Genomic DNA, 17,408 nt, shown 5'->3' with positions numbered 1-17,408 from the left:
GGAGTGAGGGGGAAGACGTGCACGGCGCGGCGCAGGCGCTACAGGTCCAGGCCGAAGCCCAGTCCTGCGGAGGACTCGCTGCCGCTGAAGGCGCCGCCCAGGCTGAAGGAGGCACGCTCGCCCACTTTCTTGGCGTAGCCGATCGAGAGCGCGCGTTCGCCGCTCTGGAACCCGGCACCGACCGCCACGCGGCCGCGCGCGCTCTGGGTGCCGGCGGCATTGATGCCCATGTTGAGCATCGCCGCGCTCATCGCGCCGATGCGGTCGATGCGGCGATCCATGCTCTGGAAGCGCCGCTCGCTGCCATCGCGCAGTTGGGTGAAGCTGTCGCTCAGCGCCGACACCCGGCTGTCGGTGTAGCTGTTGGCCGAACTCAGCGTGCGGCTGTCGCCGGCATTGAGCTGGGCCACGTTGGCGGCGTCGGTGTCGCTTGAGCCGGCGGCGACGTTGGTGATCTGGCGCGCGTTGCCGGCACTGCCGACCGAGACGCTGTTGGCGCGATCAGCCACCGCACCGCGTCCCAGTGCCACCGCGTTGTCGGCGTCCACGCGCGCACCCTGGCCAAGCGCGGTGCCCGAGGCCGCAGCAACGCTGGCGCTTTCGCCCACCGCCACCGCGTTGGTGGCGGCGGTGGCGATGGTCGTATTGGCACCGACCGCGGTGCTGCCGTCGGCGTTGACCCTGGCATTGGCGCCGAGCGCGGTGTCCTGCGGGCCGTAGGCCAGCGCGTCGGCGCCGACCGCCAGGCCGTTCTCGCCATTGGCGGTGGCCGACGACCCGATCGCCACGGCATTGGTGCCGCTGCCGACCACCGGCGCCAGGCTGCCGCCGCCGACCGCCACATTGCCCGCGGTGACGTTCTGCAAGGCACCGATGCGCCCATCGAAGCCGGTCAAGGCCGCATCGATGGCGCCCATCGCCTCGCCGAAGTTGCCGTAGCTGCTGCCCTGCACCAGATAGCTGCCGCTGATCAGGTTGCCGCCGGGATCGAAGGCGCTGCCGGCGCCCAGGGCGGTGGCCACGCTGCGCAGCTGGGCAAGGTTGACCGCGTCGGTGTCCTCGCTGCCGGCCGCCACGCTGGTGATCTGCCGGGTCAAGCCGGACGCGACATCGCCGACCGCCACGCTATTGCTGCGCGTGGCATGCGAATACGCGCCCAACGCCACCGCACTGCTGGCCGAGCGGTTCCAGCCATCGTCGACCCAATCGCCGACCTTGGCGCCATAGCCGATGGCGGTGGCATCGACGCCATTGACCTCGGTGTCGGCGCCGATCGCGGTGCTGTTGGGGTTGAACCAGGACGTCTCGGCATTGGCACCGATGGCCACGCTGTTGGCGGTGTAGGTCACCGCGCGCTGCCCGATCGCCACCGAGTCGACGTCCTGGGTCAGCGCGAATCCGCCCACCGCCACCGAGTGGGCGCCGAACGATGCCGCGCTATGGCCGATCGCCACCGCGTCGGTGTTGCCCGGCAGGTTGGGAAATACGTTGGCGTTGTAGCCGATGGCGATGGCGTAGTCGGACAGCGTCTGCGCACCGGCACCTACGGCAATCGCGCCGGTGCCGGTGGCTGCAGCAATGCCGACGCTGTTACCGGCGCTTTGCGCAGCGGTGCTGATGCCACCGACGACTACGCTGTCGGTCCCGCTGGCGAACGCGTTGAGCCCTACAGCCACGGTGCTGTCGGCGAGTGCACGCGCGCCGTTGCCGAGTGAACTGCTTCCGAAGCCGAGTGCCTGCGAGCGGCTGCCCACGGACGTGGCGCCTTGCTCCAGCGCGCGCGCACGATGTCCTAGCGCAGTGGCTTCGAAGACACTGGCTTCTGCACCGCTGCCCACCGCGGTGGTCAGCGCATCCAGCGCCTTGGCCCCACCGCCGAGCGCAGTGGAAGCGAAGCCGGTGGCTTCGGTGGATTCGGCATGCACAGCGAGAATGTTGCCGCTATCGTCGTAGTCAAAAACATCGGTGGTACCGCCGACCGCGACCGCCGATTCGCCGGTGGCTGCCGCCGCGTAGCCGGCGGCGATGGCGAACTTCTCGGTAACCGTGGCCCCGGCGCCCAGGGCGATGCCGCCCTCACCGAGCGCATTGCTGGCTTCGCCGATCGCCACCGCGTACGGCTCGCCGGCAAACGCGCCCACATCGGTGCTGGCGTCGGCGCCGCCGACGATATGGAAATGCTTGCCGGTGTCGGCAGCATCGTCCTGGTCGGCATCGGCATCGGCTTGCGAGGCGCTGTCCTGATCGACCGCAAGGGCGGCTGCATCGGTCGCGTCCTGGCCATGGGCTGTGCCTGCGCCGCGCTGGGTGGTGGCGACCTGCGCGATCGCCGTGCCGCTGCCGAGCAGCAGTGCGGTCAGCACTGCGGCATGCAGCAGCACGCGCTGCGGACGTGTGCCGGCATGGGGGTGCGGCGCGGTGGTGGTCGCGTGCCGGGCGCAGGCCCGGTTCGAGAGACGATCAATCTGGCTCATGGAGATTCCCTGGCGCATGGATGGAGTGGTCGACCGCGGCACTCCGGCTCTCAGACACCCCCACATGTCCTGGAGTCCGGTAATTTTCATGTTGCGGGACAACCCAACATAGTCAGGCGCGGCGCCACGTGTCACCAAGCCACGATTGCATCCACTCACCACGAATGTGAGGATGCAAAGACACTCACAGACGTCCCGTCGCGATGCTGTCTGCCGCAAAATCCAGGCTCCTGCCGCGCTGGTTGGCCACGCGCTGGCGCGAGGATCCGATCGATCGACGGCAGGTGGCCTTCCTGCAGCTGCTGCTGGTCGCCATCGCGCTGTACAACCTGGGCGATGTCGGATTTTTTCTGTATGTCGCCGGGTTGGGCCGCTTGCAGGCCAGGCCCGATCTGGCCTGCGCATTGGCCGGCACCGTGCTCACCGCGTTCGGCGCGCTGGCTGGCGTGCCGATGATCCGTCGCGGCCGCAGCGCGGCAGGCGTCAAGGTCTTCATTGCCGCCGCGCTGCTCGGCACCTTCGTCACTTACGTGCGGGTTGACATCTTCGATTTGATGACCAATCCGATGCCGGTGATTGCCCTGGTGCTCGCCGGCATGGCGCTCGGTCGGCGCAATCTGTGGCGCGTGTTTGCGCTGCTGGCGGCGGTGTGCGCGATGGCCTTGATCGCGCAATTGCTGTGGTTTGCGCCATCGCGTTCGACCTGGGGCAATGTCGGCCTGGGGCTGATGACGGTGGGGGTGTATCTGCTGATCACCCTGATGCTCGACCGCACCATCGCCGCGCTGCGCGACAGCCTGGTGGAATCGGAACGCCGCCGACGCGAACTCGAAGCGGTGAACCGCAAGCTGGTGCGCGAAATGGCCGAGCGCGAGCGGGTCCAGGAGCAGCTGCTGCACACGCAGAAGATGGAAGCGCTGGGACGTCTGGCTTCCGGTGTTGCGCACGATTTCGATAACCTGATCAACGTCATCATCGGCTTTGCGCAGCGTCGCGACGCGCTGGAAGGCCGTGGCGAGGCACCGTTGCTCAAGACCCTGGAAAACATCGAAGCCGCCTCGCGCCGCGCGCTGACCGTCAGTCGCAGGATTCTCAACTTCGGTCGTGCCGAACCCGGCATCGCGCGCCTGTTCGATGCGCGCCACGCGTTGCTGGAGATCGAACCCACGCTCAGGCAACTGTTCGGACACGAGATCCGCCTGCAAGGCATCGCGCCAGGACCGCCGCTGTGGATCGCGATGGACCTGGACGAACTGGAGCTGGCATTGCTCAACATCGCCGCCAATGCGCGCGATGCGATGGACGGGCAGGGGCTGTTCCGCATCGACGGCGAGCAGCAGGCCGGCATGGTCGTGCTGCAGTTCGCAGACACCGGCCCGGGGATTCCCGAGCAGTTGCTGGCGCGCATCCTGGAGCCGTTCTACACCACCAAGCCGGCCGGCAAGGGCACCGGTCTGGGCTTGTCGGTGGTGAACGAAATCGTCATCGCCGCCGGCGGGCGTGTGGAGGTCGGCAATACGGGCGACGGCGCCTGCATCCGCCTGCTGTTGCCGCTCGCCGCGCCGCCGGCGCGATCGATACGCGCCGATCAGCTGGCCAGCAGGTAACCCATTCCACGCGAAGACAGCAGCGGAAACGCCGGCGCATCGGCTGCGGTGATGCGTGCGGCCTTGCGTCGCAGGCGATGGATCAGCATCTCCAACCGATGCAGGTCGAAATCGCCGACGCAGTCTTCCAGCGCCGACACCAGCGCATCGCGTTCCACCGCCTGGCCGCGTTGTGCATCCAGGCAGCCCATCAGGCAGCGCTCGAGCGAGGTCAGCACCACGATGCGCGCATCCGGTGCGACCAGGCACCACCCATCCGATTCCAGGCGCCATGCCGGCTTTGCAACGGCACTGGCATCGGCCGGGCGCAATCGCCGCGACAGGTTGCGCAGCGTCAGCGCCAGGATTTCAGGGTCGGCGGGCTTGCGCAGGAAGGCGTCGGCGCCGCTGCTCAGCGCGTGCACATGGTCCGAGCGGCCGCGGTTGCCGGTGAGCACCACGATGCCCAGGCCAGTGAACAGCGAACGCAGATGCGCAACCACGCTCAGGCCGCTTTCGTCCGGAAGCCCAAGGTCCAGCACCACCATGTCGAAGGTCTGCTCGAGCATCAGCCGGTACAGCGCCCCCGCGGTGCCGGCGCCACTGACCGCGAATCCGAACTCCTGCAGGCCGGGAATCAGGATCTGCTCGCGCAGCACGTCGTCGTCTTCGAGAACGGCGACGCGCAACATGGAGGGTGGGTCGGAGGCTGGGGCGCGAACAGGCAATGCAACGGCTCCGGAGGATGGGCGCTTGGATAGTGACAGGCTTGTGCTTGGGCGCGGAAGCAGCGTCGCCGGTCGCACCGGTGAGTGCGTCGCAGACCGCATCCGGTTGCAAGCCTGCATGCGTCGTATGCGCGCGCCTGAGGCGTCGTTGCAGCGCCATGGGTTTCTCGCTGGCGCACGACCGGTATGGGTTGCGTCATCGTGCGGATCTGCGGCGGGTGCTGCGGTTCGATGTGGCGCCGCAACACGTGCCGATAGTGCGTACTGCGGCCAGCCGACCCAACGCGTTGCGTGCTGGCGATGACTGCGCGGATGCGCTTTCCGCAGTGATGTGCTGCGCGCGATTGGCGTGTCGCTGGACCGGCGTTACGGCACCTGGCCGCGCGCCTGCGCACGCGCATTGGCGATCAACGCCTTGAGCAGTGCGCGATCGGTATGGCGGGAGATGGGGATGGTGCCCAGGGCGATGGCCTCGGCGCGTAGCGGTGCGGGCACGTCGTAGTGCGCGCCGCTGAGCTTGTTCTGGAAGGCGCGGCGGGGAATGCCCAGCCGCGCCGCCATGGCATGCAGCTCGTCCAGCGTATCGCCGAGCAGGTGCGCCCAGCGCTGCTCGCGCCACAGATGCACCGCATCGTCGATGTAGACAGCCATCGGCCGGGTCAGGCCTTCTTGGAGGTCTTGCGCTTCTTGCCGGCCGTCTCGCCGTCGGCGTCATCGGGTGTGGCATCGCTGGCGTCTGCGTCTGCCGCGCTGTCGTCGTCGCCGGCAGCGTCGTCGCCAGCCGCATCTTCCGCATCGGCATCGGTACCGGCATCGGCCACTGCGTCTTCGGCGTCGGCATCGCCGTCTTCATCGGCATCGGCGTTCTGGAACTCGGACACCAGCTTGGTCAGATATTCCTCGGCGGTCTGGCCTTCTTCGGCGGCCAGGTCGTCGATCATCTGCTGCAGCTGGGTCGAATATTCCAGCGAGATGGTCTTGCCTTCGGCTTCCTGCAGGTTGGCCAGGTGCTTGAGCATGGCCAGCATCGGCACCGGGTTGTCGGCGCTGCCCATGGTCTGGCCGCCGATCGACAGCATCCACTCGCTGCCACCCTGCAGACCGATCGCGGCCACGACGCGACCGTCGGCGTCCTGCAGCACGGCATGGTTGGTGACCTGGGGCGCCTGGCCCAGACGGACGATGGGGCGCTTGGGCTGCTGCTTCTTGCGCTTGTCGCGCTTGGCCTTGGAATTGCGGGACACGGTGTTCTCGACGCTGGGAATGGCCGCCCATTCTAGAGCGTGCGCCTCACGATGCGATGAGCAGCGGGAATCGCGGGTCCCGGAGCCAGGCGGAACCGGCACCGCAGGCGCGATCAGCTGGCCGATCCGGACCTCAACGCCGCCGGTTACCTGGCCAATCCCCGCTCCCGCAGGGCCGATTACTGCCCCTCTACCGCCACCCGCGGCGCGGCCACGGCCGCTTCGGCCGCCTTGGCAAGTGCGGTGGCCGAGGCCACCTGTGCGCTGGAGGACACCCGCGGTGCGGCGGGGCGTGCCGCGGCCGTGCCGGTCGGTACCGGTGTGGTCCCCGCAGCGGCCTTCCCGGCAGCCGGTGTCGCCGTCGCAGTCGGCGCAGCGCCAGCCACTGGCGCGCCCACGGTGGCCGTGCCGGTGGCAGCGGCGCTGAGGTCCGGCACCTGGGTGTCGGCGTCGTGCACCGACTTGCCCAGCGCCACGCCCTGGCCGGCGCCGGCCAGCGCGGCCTGTTCGGCATCCTGGGTCATCACCACGATGCTGATGCGGCGGTTGATCGGGTTCTGCGGGTCGGTCTTGTCGAACAGCACCGACGACGACAGGCCCACAACACGCGTCACCTTGGCGTCGGACATGCCGCCCCCCACCAGCGCACGCCGTGCGGCATTGGCGCGGTCGGCGCTGAGTTCCCAGTTGGTATAGCCAGCATCGCTGCTGTAGGCGGTGGTGTCGGTGTGGCCGGTGATGCTGATGTGGTTGGGCACCTGATTGATGAAGCTGGACAGCTCGCGCAGGATGTCCACCGTGTACGGCTTGAGCTGATCGCGGCCGATATCGAACATCGGGCGGTTCTGCTTGTCCACGATCTGGATGCGCAGGCCATCGGGCGTGAGGTCGAGCAGCAGCTGGTCCTTGAACGGCTCCAGCGCCTGGCTCTTGTCGATGGCTTCCTTCAGGTCCTGCATCAGCGCCTCCAGGCGCTTCTTGTCCTTGGCGCGGCTGTCCACGTCGGTATCGGCCGCGTTGTCGCGCTTGCGGCCCATCTCGTCCTTCTGTCCCTTGGCCATGTCGGCGGTGCCGCCGAGCTTGATCATCGAGGTGCTGGCGCCCCCGGGGCCGTTCATGCCGGGCGAAGGCGCCGGCGATTTGCCGGACAACGGGCTGGGATTGCGGAAGTATTCGGAGATCGCCGCGCGCTGTTCCTTGGTGGTGGCAGCCATCAGCCACAGCACCAGGAAGAAGGCCATCATCGCGGTCACGAAGTCGGCAAACGCCACTTTCCATGCGCCGCCATGGTGGCCGCCGCCCTGGACCTTCTTGACCCGTCGGATGACGACGGTGGATTTGGCCTCGGCCATGACCGTGGCCCTACTTGATCGTCTTCAGGTGCGTTTCGAAATCGCCGAAGCTCGGACGCACGTTGGAGGGCAGGGTCTTGCGCGCGAATTCCAGCGCGATCTTCGGGTTGTAGCCGCGCAGGCAGGCCAGCAGGGCGGTCTTGACCGCCTCGTAGATGCGTCCGTCCTGGTCGGCGCGCGCTTCCATCGCCGCCGACAGCGGCGCCACGAAGCCATACGCCAGCAGGATGCCCAGGAAGGTGCCGACCAGTGCGGCGCCGACATGGTGGCCGATCTCTTCGATCGGGCCGCCGATCGAACCCATGGTGATCACGATGCCGAGCACCGCCGCCACGATGCCGAAGCCGGGCAGGCCGTCGGACACCTTGCTCAGCGCATGCGCCGGCGCCATCGCCTCGTGGTGATGCTTTTCCAGCTCCAGCTCGAGCAGCGGCTCCAGTTCGTGCGGCTCGATGTTGCTGCCGATCATCAGGCGCAGGCAGTCGGTGATGAAGTCCAGCAGGTGATGGTCGGCCACCACCTTGGGGTAGTTGCCGAAAATGGTGCTGTCCTGGGGTTTTTCGACATGGTCTTCCAGCGCCATGAAGCCGTCGCGACGTGCCTTGTTCAACAGTTCGTAGACCAGGCTCAGAGTGTCCTTGTAGTCCTCGGACTTGTACTGCGGGCCCTTGAACACGCCCATGATGCTGCTGAAGGTCTCTTTGACGATCTTGCCCGGGGTACTGACCAGGAACGCACCGAATGCCGCGCCACCGATGATCATCAGCTCGTACGGCTGCCACAACGCGCCCAGCTTGCCGTGCGACAGCACGTAGCCGCCGAGGACGCTGACGATGACGACAATGAAGCCAACGATGATGAGCATGGCGAAGCCGGAAGCAATCTGGGAGTGCTAGTTGTTTCGGCTTGCGCGGCGGATTCTTGAAGCGCGCGGCGTGAAGATGTGCGCTGTAACTGAATGCTCAGCCGATTGTCGTGGCGGCCTCATGCACGCACCACCGCTTCGCCGCCTGCCAGCGACGGCGTCGCCTCGCCGGCAGGCTCCCGGAACTGCTCGCCCTGCGCGTCGGCAAACCGCGCCCCGGAGGCGGCCCGGGCGTTGAGCAGGGTCAACGTGCGGCCATCGACGCTTAGCTGCACCACATCGGTGGCCGGATCGACGCGGATGACGATCGTACGCGTGCCGCAACGCCAGGCCACCGCGTCCAACGGGCTGCCTGCCTGGCTCAGCTGCTCAGCGAGCTTGCCGGACCGCTGCGTTTCATCAGGCCGGCTGCGCTTCGGCACCGCCGCGCTGCAGCGGGTTGGGCAACGCCTGGCCGTTTTCGGTAAAGCCCAGCGACACCGAGTTGAGGCAATGGCGCTCACCGGTCGGCGGCGGGCCGTCGGGGAACACGTGGCCCAGGTGGCTATCGCAGCGTGCGCAGACGATTTCAGTGCGGATCATGCCGTAGCTGATATCGCGGATTTCGCGCACATGCGCGGCATCGTAAGGGGCGAAGAAGCTCGGCCAGCCGGTGCCGGATTCGAACTTGGCGCTGGAACGGAACAGCGGCAACCCGCACAGCCGGCAGGTGTAGACCCCGTCCAGCTTGTTGTCCAGGAACACCCCGCAGAACGGCGCCTCGGTGCCATGGTGCAGCAGCACGCGCTGTTCCTCGTCGCTGAGCCCGGCGATCAGGGCATCGCGCTGGGCAGGGGAGGGAGGGGTCAGGTCGAACTGGCTCATGGGGTTCTCGCATGCGCGCGCTGGCAGGGTGCCGCGCCTGCACCTGTGATGTGGGCGTAGTCCGCGTGGTTCAAGCGTGCGGGGAGACCAAGCCCCTTTCCCGCCGGGGCGCCACGGCACAGCTTGCGCGCCACTGGCGCGCGTGCCTTGGCGCGCCTGCGCCGGTGGCGCAGGCCGGGGCGCGGAGCGGGGGTTGGGGTGGGGTACGGCAGCGAAGCCATGACGCAGCACTGGTTGCCAGGCCTCGCACGCACCCTCATCCGGCGCTGCGCGCCACCTTCTCCCCATGGGAGAAGGACGTGCTTTTCGCGCCGCACTCATCTCGCGAACGCGTTCAGGCCACCGCCGACCCGATGCATTGCCGCAGCACGCCGGTGCCCCCATCCAGTGAATACTCCTCGATCAAGCACGGTGTCCGTCATGGCGATCCCTTCTTCAACGCGCGGCCTGCTGCTGTGTGGCCTGTTGGTTGCCACCGGCGCGGTAGCAGCGCAATCGGCTACCACCACACGCTCTTCCAGTACCCTGCAGCCGGTCACGACACCGGCTCCGGCGCAGCCCACGCTGACGGCGCCACGCGCCGTGCAGCCTGCGCCGGCCACGGCTCCGGTGCCCTCGCAGCTCGGGCAGCGCCCGTCCGCGCCCACCATTCCGACCCGTGGCCCGGCACAGACGCCGGTGGCACCGGCCGGCAGCCAGGTTGCGCCGGCCAGTGCGCCGATGGTCTACGACCGTAATGGCCGCTTGCTGCAGGGCATGCAGCCGGCCGGTGCCAACCGGGTGCTGGATACCAAGACCGGGCGCTATTACGACGCGGTCCCGGCCGGCGACGGCATGCGCGTGGTGCGCTGACCCACGCTGTTACCAATCCCGAATCCCGAATCTCAGCCCTCAATCGGCAACGCCAAGGTCTCCTTGACCTCTTCCATCACGATATAGCTCTTGGATTCGCGCACATGCGGCAAGGTGAGCAAGGTGCTGCCAAGCAACTTGCGATAGGACGCCATCTCGCTGATGCGGGCCTTGAGCAGGTAGTCGAAATCGCCGGAGACCAGGTGGCACTCCAGCACATTGGGCAGCTTGAGGGCGGCGCGGCGGAACTCCTCGAAGATGTCGCCGGATTTGTAGGCCAGGCTGATCTCCACGAAGACCAGCAGGCTGGCCTTGAGATAGTGCGGGTCCAGCCGCGCGTAGTAGCCGGTGATGGCGCCATCGCGCTCCAGCCGGCGCACGCGCTCGGTGCATGGCGTGGTCGACAGGCCCACCCGTTCGCCCAGTTCGGTAAACGAGATCCGCCCCTCCTGCTGCAGGATGCGCAGGATCTTGCGGTCGATCTTGTCCAGCTCGCGGGCGCGGGTGGGCATGGGGTTTGTCTCCACAAGATTTGACAGGAAGTTTCACTGCGAAGCTGTGTCTATTCCAGAAATGACACTGCCTGGATCGCAATATACTGCGTCTAACTGTCTCCCCTAGCGCGTGGTTGTGGGGGAATACCCTTTCAGGAGAGCGACATGCGGGTGCTCATTCTCGGTAGCGGCGTCATCGGCACCACCAGCGCGTGGTATCTGGCCCAGGCGGGCTGCGAGGTCACCGTGGTCGACCGCCAGCCGGCGGCTGCGCTGGAAACCAGCTATGCCAATGCCGGCCAGCTCTCGTTCGGCTACACCTCGCCGTGGGCCGCGCCAGGGGTGCCCGGCAAGGCGGTGAAGTGGCTGTTCGAGCAGCACGCACCGCTGTCGATCCGCCCCACGCGCGACCTGCGCCAGCTGGCATGGCTCAGCCAGATGCTGCGCAACTGCACCGCCGAGCGCTACGCGGTGAACAAGGCGCGCATGGTGCGCATGTCCGACTACAGTCGCGACTGCCTGAACGCGCTGCGCGCCAGCACCGGTATCGAATTCGAAGGCCGCCAGCTTGGCACCACGCAGTTGTTCCGCACCCAGCAGCAACTGGATGCCGCCGCGCAGGACATCCAGGTGCTGGCGCAGTACGGGGTGCCGTACGAGCTGCTGAGCCCGGCACAGATTGCACAGTTCGAGCCTGGCCTGGCCGGCGGCGGCGCGCAGATGGCCGGCGCGCTGCGGCTGCCCGAAGACCAGACCGGCGACTGCCGCCTGTTCACCCAGCGCCTGGCCGACCTGGCCGCGCAGGCGGGGGTCACGTTCCGCTACGGACAGCAGATCGAGCGCCTGGAACACAGCGGTGGCCGCGTCACCGGCGTGCAGATCGATGGCCGCATGGAAACCGCCGACCGCTACGTGCTGGCGTTGGGCAGCTATTCGGCCGACCTGCTGCTGTCGCTCGGCCTGCATCTGCCGGTCTACCCGCTCAAGGGCTACTCGCTGACGATCCCGATCGTCGATGCCGCGCGCGCACCGACCTCCACCGTGCTGGACGAGAGCTACAAGATCGCGCTGACCCGCTTCGACGACCGTATCCGCGTGGGCGGCATGGCCGAGGTGGCGGGCTTTGACCTGTCGTTGAACCCGCGCCGGCGTGCCACGCTGGAAATGGTGGTCAACGACCTGTATCCAGGCGGCGGCGACCTGGCCCGGGCCGAGTTCTGGACCGGCCTGCGCCCGGCCACCCCGGACGGAACCCCGGTGGTGGGCGCCACCCCGTACGCCAACCTGTTCCTCAATACCGGCCACGGCACGCTGGGCTGGACCATGGCCTGCGGCTCCGGGCGCTACCTGGCCGACCTGATGCAGGGCCGCACGCCCGAGATCGATACCGAGGGTCTGGACGTCTTCCGTTACCTGTCCACGCGCAGCCAGCGCCCGCAGCGGGAGGCCGCGTAGTGCGTCCTGCGCAAGCGTCGATCGATCTGGATGCGTTGCGTCACAACTACCGCCTGGCCAGGCAGCTGGGCAGCGGCAAGGCGCTGGCGGTGGTCAAGGCCGATGCCTACGGGCACGGCGCGGTGCGTTGCGCGCAGGCGTTGGAGCCGGAAGCCGACGGCTTTGCGGTGGCGTGCATCGAAGAAGCGCTGGAACTGCGCCAGGCCGGCATCCGCGCGCCGATCCTGTTGCTGGAAGGCTTCTTCGAACAGGACGAGCTGCGCCTGATCGCAGAGCACGCGTTGTGGACGGTGGTGGCCACGCCGCAACAGGTACGCGCGCTGGCCGAGTTCCAAAGCCCGCGGCCGCTGCGCATCTGGTTGAAGCTGGACAGCGGCATGCACCGGCTGGGGCTGTCGCCGGAAGACTTCCGCGCCGCCTGGCTGCGCCTGCGCGGATTGCCGCAGATCGCCTCGGTGGTGTTGATGACACATCTGGCGCGCGCCGACGAGCTGGAATGCAGCCGCACCGACGAACAGGCAGTGGCGTTTGCGCTGACCGCTGGCGGCATGCGTGCGGAAACCAGCATCCGTAATTCTCCTGGCCTGCTGGGCTGGCCGGCGCTGCGCAACGATTGGTCGCGTCCGGGCCTGATGCTGTACGGCGCAAACCCGTTCCCGCAGGACACCGAGCTCACCACGCAGCTGCGCCCGGTGATGACGCTGCGCTCGCGCATCATCAGCGTGCGCGACCTGCCGGCCGGCGAGCCGGTGGGCTACGGCGCACGCTTCGTGGCCGAGCGCCCGACGCGTGTGGGCGTGGTGGCGATGGGCTATGCCGACGGGTACCCCCAGTTCGCGCCCAACGGCACGCCGGTGCTGGTGAACGGCCAGGTCTGCCCGCTGATCGGCCGCGTGTCGATGGACATGCTCACCGTGGATCTTACCGACCACCCGCAGGCCGACATCGGTGCTAGCGTACAGCTATGGGGCGATGCGCCGCGCGTCAGCCCGCTGGCGACGCAGTGCAATGTCAGCGCGTATCAGCTGCTGTGCGGACTCAAGCGCGTGCCTCGCGTGTATGTGGGCGAGGCTGCAGCAGTTGAAAGATCGGCAGTTTGAACGACACGCGCGCTTTGCCCGTACCTGCACCCCGACCCCCGCTGCGCGCCCAGCCCGCGTTGGCGACGCGGGCGCTCCAGGGCACGCGCGCCACTGGCGCGCAAACCGTGCCTCCTCGCCCCGCCGGGAGCGGGGCTTCAAGCGCCAGCTCGACTGCTTGTCCTTCTCCCGCCAGGCGGGAGAAGGTGGCGCGCAGCGCCGGATGAGGGTGCGCTTGAGGCCTCGTGTAGTTTGAACGACACGAAAGCGTCGCCCGTACCCTCACCTAAAGCCCGCGCGCGTCCACGTCCGCGTTGGCGACGCGGACGCTCCAGGCACGCGCGCCAGCGCCGCCCAAACCGTACCTCCTCGCCCCGACCGGAGCGGGGCTTCAAGCGCCAGCTCGACTGCTTGTCCTTCTCCCGCCAGGCGGGAGAAGGTGGCGCGCAGCGCCGGATGAGGGTGCGCTTGAGACCTCATGCAGTTTGAACGATACGAAAGCGTCGCCCATACCCTCACCTCAACCCCCCGTCACGTCCCAGCCCGCGTTGGCGACGCAGGCGCTCCAGGTCACGCGCGCCAGCGGCGCGCAACCCGTGCCTCCTCGCCCCGACGGCAGCGTGGCTTCAAGCGTCAGCTCACAACCCGGCCGTACTACGATCGCTGCGGAATTGCTTGCGCACCCAGTCGTCGATCATCGCCTTCTCGAAGCGCAGCGGGTCGCTGTCGGTCAGTCGCGGGCCGCTCATCAGGAAGGCCGAGTCCACCAGCTTGCGTTCGCCCTGGTCGATCACCCGGCCGTCGGCACCGGTCAGCGTGTAGCTAAAGCTCAGGCGGGGCGGGTAGATGTCCTTGACCACGCGCACGTCCTGCAGGCGTGGGCCGTGCCAGGGCTCGTACTGGCCGGCGCGGCGGATGTCGGTGATGGTCACGCTCAGGTGCTGGCCTTCGGGCAGCTGCCGCGCCGCGCTCTGCCGGAAATGGGTTGCCAGCTGGGTCACCCAGTCGCCACGCTGCGCTTCCCAGCGATTGCCGCTGAAGCGGAGATCGGAAAACTCGGCCGGGTCGGTCCAGCGCACATCCACCCTGCTATCGCTGGCGAGCGCGCGTGGCGCCTGCGGGTCGGTGACGTTGCGCACGCGCGCCTGCACACCAGTCGCTGCAAGCAGTCCTGCCAGCAACAGGCCGGCGCCGGAAACACTGGAAAGTTTCATGGAAAGCCTCCAAGCGAAAGGGACGTTGCGTACCAGCTGTCAAGGTAGTGTGGGGCTGCACCACGCCGCCCGCAACGCGCGCCGCACTGGTGCCGCCCCTGCGTTGCCGCCCGGTTAATCCGCGTCGCAGCGGCCATGACGGCGAGTTCACCGCGCCTGCGCCCGCGCTTCACGGCGCAGCCTGGAAGATCGAGTGCATGGATACCCACTCGTTTCGCACAAAGTCAGCTTCATCGGCGCCGGCGCATATGCCGGCGGACGTGCGCCTGCAGTTCATCGACTGGGCAAAACAGCACGGCCACAATCCCGCCACCGGCGCCGCAGCCTTCGTCGCCCTGCAAAGCGAAGTGGACCTGGATCTGGCCACTCGCAGCTTGCGCATCGACCCGGGTACCGACCCACGCGACGCGCTGCGCGAGCATCTGGCCGGGCTGGCACGTCAGGTCGACGTGGCAGTGCAGTTTCCCCCTGTATACGCGTACACCGCTGCAACTGGTCTTGAGTATCGCTACTCGCTGATGCTGGTGATCGCCGAAGATTGCGTAGAGTGGACCGGGCGGGTCTGGCAGGACCTGGACTACCAGGGAATGCTGACCGGCCGTGGCCAGGGCCCGCGCGCAAATTACACCCAACTGGCGCGCATGGCGCTGGAACACGAGCTTGATCAGGAGCGTCCGCGTTATGTCCAGGCATGAGCTCGAACTGGAATTGCCACTCGGCGCACAGGTGGCCCCGGGCCAAGACGGCTTCAGTGAGCGTTGCCGGGGCGAATGCGCCGAACTCGGGCTATCGCGGGTAAGGCTGCTGTTGCTAGATGCAGACTACGCACGTTCCACCGCCTGGCGCGAGGAGGCGCAGCGTTGGATGGACGAGCAGCTGCGCCGCGAGGGCGAGTGGGTGTTTCGCGGCGTGATCGCCGGCATCGTGGTCCTGGCCGCCTGCATTGCCCTGGCCGCCGCCACCCTCTGGTGAGTGAGCGGCAGCCCTCCAGGCGACCAGAGGGTGCACCGGAGACGTGAACTCCGTCGTGCCCCTGTGCACCCGCTGACGACATCGGGCATGGTTTCATCTGTCCGTCATCCGCTCCGGCAGCATCCGTGGTTTCCGATTTGAACACCTCCAGTGCCAGCCAAGACCTGGCCGCCGCCTTGCCGGCCGCCATCGCCGAATCGTTTCTTGATCCGGCGATGTATCATGAGATCTTCCACAACATCGATGCCGGTTTCTGCGTCATCGATATGGTGTTCGAGGGCGAGGAGGCGGTCGATTACGTCATTCGCACGACCAATGGCGCATTCGAGCGATATACCGGTTTGTCCAACGCGCTGAACGTGTCCATTCGCGGCATGCTCCCCGATCATGAGCAGGAGTGGTTCGACCGTTATGGCCAGGTCGCCCGCACCGGCAACCGCATCCATTTCGAAATGCAGGCCAAGGCGCTGCGTCGCTGGTATTCGGTGGACGCGTTCCGGGTCGGCCAGCCTGACCAGGCGCGGGTCGCAGTGCTGTTCATGGACATCACCGAGCGCAAACGCGTGGAGCGCGAACTGGCCGAAAGCGAGGCGCGTTTTTCCGCACTGGCAGACGGCCTGCCGATGCCGGTATGGGTGCTGGACGCCCAGGGCGTGGTGCGCTTCGTCAACAGCGCCTACGGTGAGTTCTTCGGCCTGGACATTTCCAGCGGCACCGTGTCGGCATGGAGCGAACTGCTGCACCCGGACGATCTGTCGATTTTCCAATTCGAGCTCTCGGCTGCGCTGGAAGAACAGCGCGGGCTGCGTGCGCTGGTGCGTGCGCGCCGCCACGACGGGCAGTGGCGCTGGATCGAAATGACCGCTACGCCGCGCTACTCGGCCGATGGACGCTTTATCGGCCTGGCCGGCAGCAGCCCGGATGTAACCGAACAGCGCGAAATCGAACTGGCACGCGAGCAGCTGCTGGAATCGGAACGCAGCGCGCGCAACGAAGCCGAAAGCATGGCGCGGCTGAAGGACGAGTTCCTGGCCACGTTGTCGCACGAGTTGCGCACCCCGTTGACCACCATTCTGGGCTGGAGCGAGTTGCTGCTGCAGCGCGTGGAAGAAGGGCATCCCAATTACAAGGGCCTGTCGGTGATCGCCAGCAGCGCGCGCGCGCAGAAGCGGCTGATCTCGGACATGCTCGACCTCAGCAGCATGTTGCTGGGCAAGGTGCAGCTGGAAGTCGAAGCGCTGGACCTGGCCGAACAGGTGCGCGAGGCGCTGAGCACGCAGGAACTGGCCGCCGACGGCAAGGATCAGCTGCTGGAACTGCATGTGCCCCCCACCCCGTGCCTGGTGCTCGGCGATGCCACGCGCCTGCAGCAGGTGCTGTGGAATCTGCTCTCCAACGCGATCAAGTTCACCCCTGCGCACGGCCGCATCGACGTCACCATCGAACGCGACGACGGGCATTTGCTGGTGTCGGTACGCGACTCCGGCGACGGCATTGCGGCCGAGTTCCTGCCGCATCTGTTCGGCCGCTTCCGTCAGGCCGACGGCACCACCACGCGCCAGCACGGCGGCCTGGGCCTGGGCCTGGCGATCGTGCAGCAACTGGTGGAAATGCACGGTGGGCAGGTCGGCGCCACCAGCGGCGGACGCGGCAAGGGCGCCACCTTTACGGTGCGCCTGCCCGAGCATGTTCCCGATCACGCCAAGCGCCCGCGCCGCGAGCTGCGGCGGCGCCTGATGTCCGAACAGATCGTCGAAGCGCGTGCGCTCAACGGCCTGCGCCTGCTGGCGGTCGAAGACCAGCCGGACATGCTCGACTACCTGCGCCGCCTGCTCGAAGAACAGGGCGCCGAAGTGGTCACCGCCGGCAGCGCCACCGATGCCTTGGCCTTGATCGATCATCGCGGGCACGCGCGTTTCGACGTGATGCTGACCGACATCGGGATGCCTGGCATGGATGGCTACGGATTGATCCGTACCGTGCGCGATAACCTGGGGCTGGACGGGCAGGCGCTGCCGGCCGTGGCGGTGACGGCACTGGCACGCGACGACGATCGCAAGCGCGCGCTGGATTCGGGATTTCAGGAACATCTGGCCAAGCCTTACAGCGTTGCGCAGCTGGTCACCGCGGTCCGGGCAGCACGCGAATCCGTGGAGTGATGCGGGCGCGGCGGCAACCTCGCGCAGTCGACGCTGTCGCGGTGCGCGCGGGCCGATCGCAAGGCGGTTG

Annotated in this window: 16 protein-coding genes and 1 pseudogene; 7 read left to right on the top strand and 10 right to left on the bottom strand. The window is 67.6% G+C overall.

From position 1 onward, the window contains the following. Positions 1–38: 38 nt before the first annotated feature. Positions 39–2,474, bottom strand: a complete 2,436-nt coding sequence (locus FHY18_RS15700; RefSeq protein WP_259156716.1) for a YadA-like family protein — start codon at positions 2,472–2,474, stop codon at positions 39–41. 203 nt (positions 2,475–2,677) lie between these two features. Here FHY18_RS15700 and FHY18_RS15695 point away from each other — a divergent pair, with 203 nt between their 5' ends. Beyond that, positions 2,678–4,081 (top strand): ATP-binding protein, encoded by a 1,404-nt coding sequence (locus tag FHY18_RS15695; RefSeq protein WP_259156713.1) that lies wholly within the window; start codon positions 2,678–2,680, stop codon positions 4,079–4,081. On the opposite strand, the gene FHY18_RS15690 is transcribed toward FHY18_RS15695, so the two are convergent. From FHY18_RS15690 to msrB, 7 genes and pseudogenes are all read right to left on the bottom strand, one after another. Further along, entirely contained in the window at positions 4,063–4,749 is a 687-nt protein-coding gene (locus FHY18_RS15690) for a response regulator transcription factor (RefSeq protein ID WP_326521115.1), read from the bottom strand. The genes FHY18_RS15695 and FHY18_RS15690 overlap by 19 nt on opposite strands. Before the next feature lie 405 nt (positions 4,750–5,154). Further along, positions 5,155–5,439, bottom strand: a complete 285-nt coding sequence (locus tag FHY18_RS15685) for a DUF4031 domain-containing protein (protein ID WP_259156711.1) — start codon at positions 5,437–5,439, stop codon at positions 5,155–5,157. A gap of 8 nt (positions 5,440–5,447) precedes the next feature. Continuing rightward, positions 5,448–6,032: a hypothetical protein gene (locus tag FHY18_RS15680; RefSeq protein WP_259156709.1), complete on the bottom strand. Its 585-nt coding sequence runs from the start codon at positions 6,030–6,032 to the stop codon at positions 5,448–5,450. Positions 6,033–6,211: 179 nt separating this feature from the next. Next, on the bottom strand, positions 6,212–7,384 hold the full coding sequence (gene motB / locus FHY18_RS15675; RefSeq protein WP_259156707.1) for a flagellar motor protein MotB: 1,173 nt from the start codon (positions 7,382–7,384) through the stop codon (positions 6,212–6,214). 10 nt (positions 7,385–7,394) lie between these two features. Continuing rightward, on the bottom strand, positions 7,395–8,249 hold the full coding sequence (gene motA / locus FHY18_RS15670) for a flagellar motor stator protein MotA (RefSeq protein ID WP_259156705.1): 855 nt from the start codon (positions 8,247–8,249) through the stop codon (positions 7,395–7,397). 97 nt (positions 8,250–8,346) lie between these two features. Continuing rightward, a pseudogene (locus FHY18_RS15665) lies at positions 8,347–8,611 on the bottom strand (MliC family protein); the annotation flags it as partial. Positions 8,612–8,648: 37 nt separating this feature from the next. Then, the gene (gene msrB, locus FHY18_RS15660; RefSeq protein WP_259156703.1) at positions 8,649–9,113 is read right to left on the bottom strand and encodes a peptide-methionine (R)-S-oxide reductase MsrB; all 465 of its coding nucleotides are present in this window, start codon (positions 9,111–9,113) and stop codon (positions 8,649–8,651) included. A 420-nt stretch (positions 9,114–9,533) separates the two neighbouring features. On the opposite strand from msrB, the gene FHY18_RS15655 reads away from it, so the two are divergent. Next, positions 9,534–9,965, top strand: a complete 432-nt coding sequence (locus tag FHY18_RS15655; protein ID WP_259156702.1) for a hypothetical protein — start codon at positions 9,534–9,536, stop codon at positions 9,963–9,965. A gap of 32 nt (positions 9,966–9,997) precedes the next feature. On the opposite strand, the gene FHY18_RS15650 is transcribed toward FHY18_RS15655, so the two are convergent. After that, positions 9,998–10,477 (bottom strand): Lrp/AsnC ligand binding domain-containing protein, encoded by a 480-nt coding sequence (locus tag FHY18_RS15650; RefSeq protein ID WP_259156701.1) that lies wholly within the window; start codon positions 10,475–10,477, stop codon positions 9,998–10,000. A 147-nt stretch (positions 10,478–10,624) separates the two neighbouring features. Between FHY18_RS15650 and FHY18_RS15645 the strand changes: the two genes are divergently transcribed. Further along, the gene (locus FHY18_RS15645) at positions 10,625–11,914 is read left to right on the top strand and encodes a D-amino acid dehydrogenase (protein WP_259156699.1); all 1,290 of its coding nucleotides are present in this window, start codon (positions 10,625–10,627) and stop codon (positions 11,912–11,914) included. Beyond that, positions 11,914–13,014, top strand: a complete 1,101-nt coding sequence (gene alr, locus FHY18_RS15640) for an alanine racemase (RefSeq protein WP_259156698.1) — start codon at positions 11,914–11,916, stop codon at positions 13,012–13,014. The genes FHY18_RS15645 and alr overlap by 1 nt, the downstream gene beginning before the upstream one ends. 617 nt (positions 13,015–13,631) lie before the next feature. On the opposite strand, the gene FHY18_RS15635 is transcribed toward alr, so the two are convergent. Further along, positions 13,632–14,207, bottom strand: coding sequence for a DUF3016 domain-containing protein (locus FHY18_RS15635; RefSeq protein WP_259156694.1), 576 nt, complete (start codon positions 14,205–14,207; stop codon positions 13,632–13,634). Positions 14,208–14,455: 248 nt separating this feature from the next. On the opposite strand from FHY18_RS15635, the gene FHY18_RS15630 reads away from it, so the two are divergent. The 3 genes from FHY18_RS15630 (at position 14,456) to FHY18_RS15620 (ending at position 17,338) form a co-directional block, all read left to right on the top strand. Further along, positions 14,456–14,902, top strand: coding sequence for a hypothetical protein (locus tag FHY18_RS15630; protein ID WP_259156692.1), 447 nt, complete (start codon positions 14,456–14,458; stop codon positions 14,900–14,902). Further along, a complete protein-coding gene (locus FHY18_RS15625) occupies positions 14,889–15,179 on the top strand; it encodes a hypothetical protein (protein ID WP_259156691.1) in 291 nt (96 codons plus the stop codon). The genes FHY18_RS15630 and FHY18_RS15625 overlap by 14 nt, the downstream gene beginning before the upstream one ends. A 125-nt stretch (positions 15,180–15,304) precedes the next feature. Then, positions 15,305–17,338 (top strand): PAS domain-containing sensor histidine kinase, encoded by a 2,034-nt coding sequence (locus tag FHY18_RS15620; RefSeq protein WP_259156690.1) that lies wholly within the window; start codon positions 15,305–15,307, stop codon positions 17,336–17,338. Positions 17,339–17,408: the final 70 nt, after the last annotated feature.

Source organism: Xanthomonas sp. 3793 (assembly GCF_024806835.1).
Lineage (GTDB): Bacteria > Pseudomonadota > Gammaproteobacteria > Xanthomonadales > Xanthomonadaceae > Xanthomonas > Xanthomonas arboricola_F.
The sequence above is the reverse complement of the archived record's forward strand: the minus strand, read 5'-3'. Positions and strand labels throughout refer to the sequence as shown.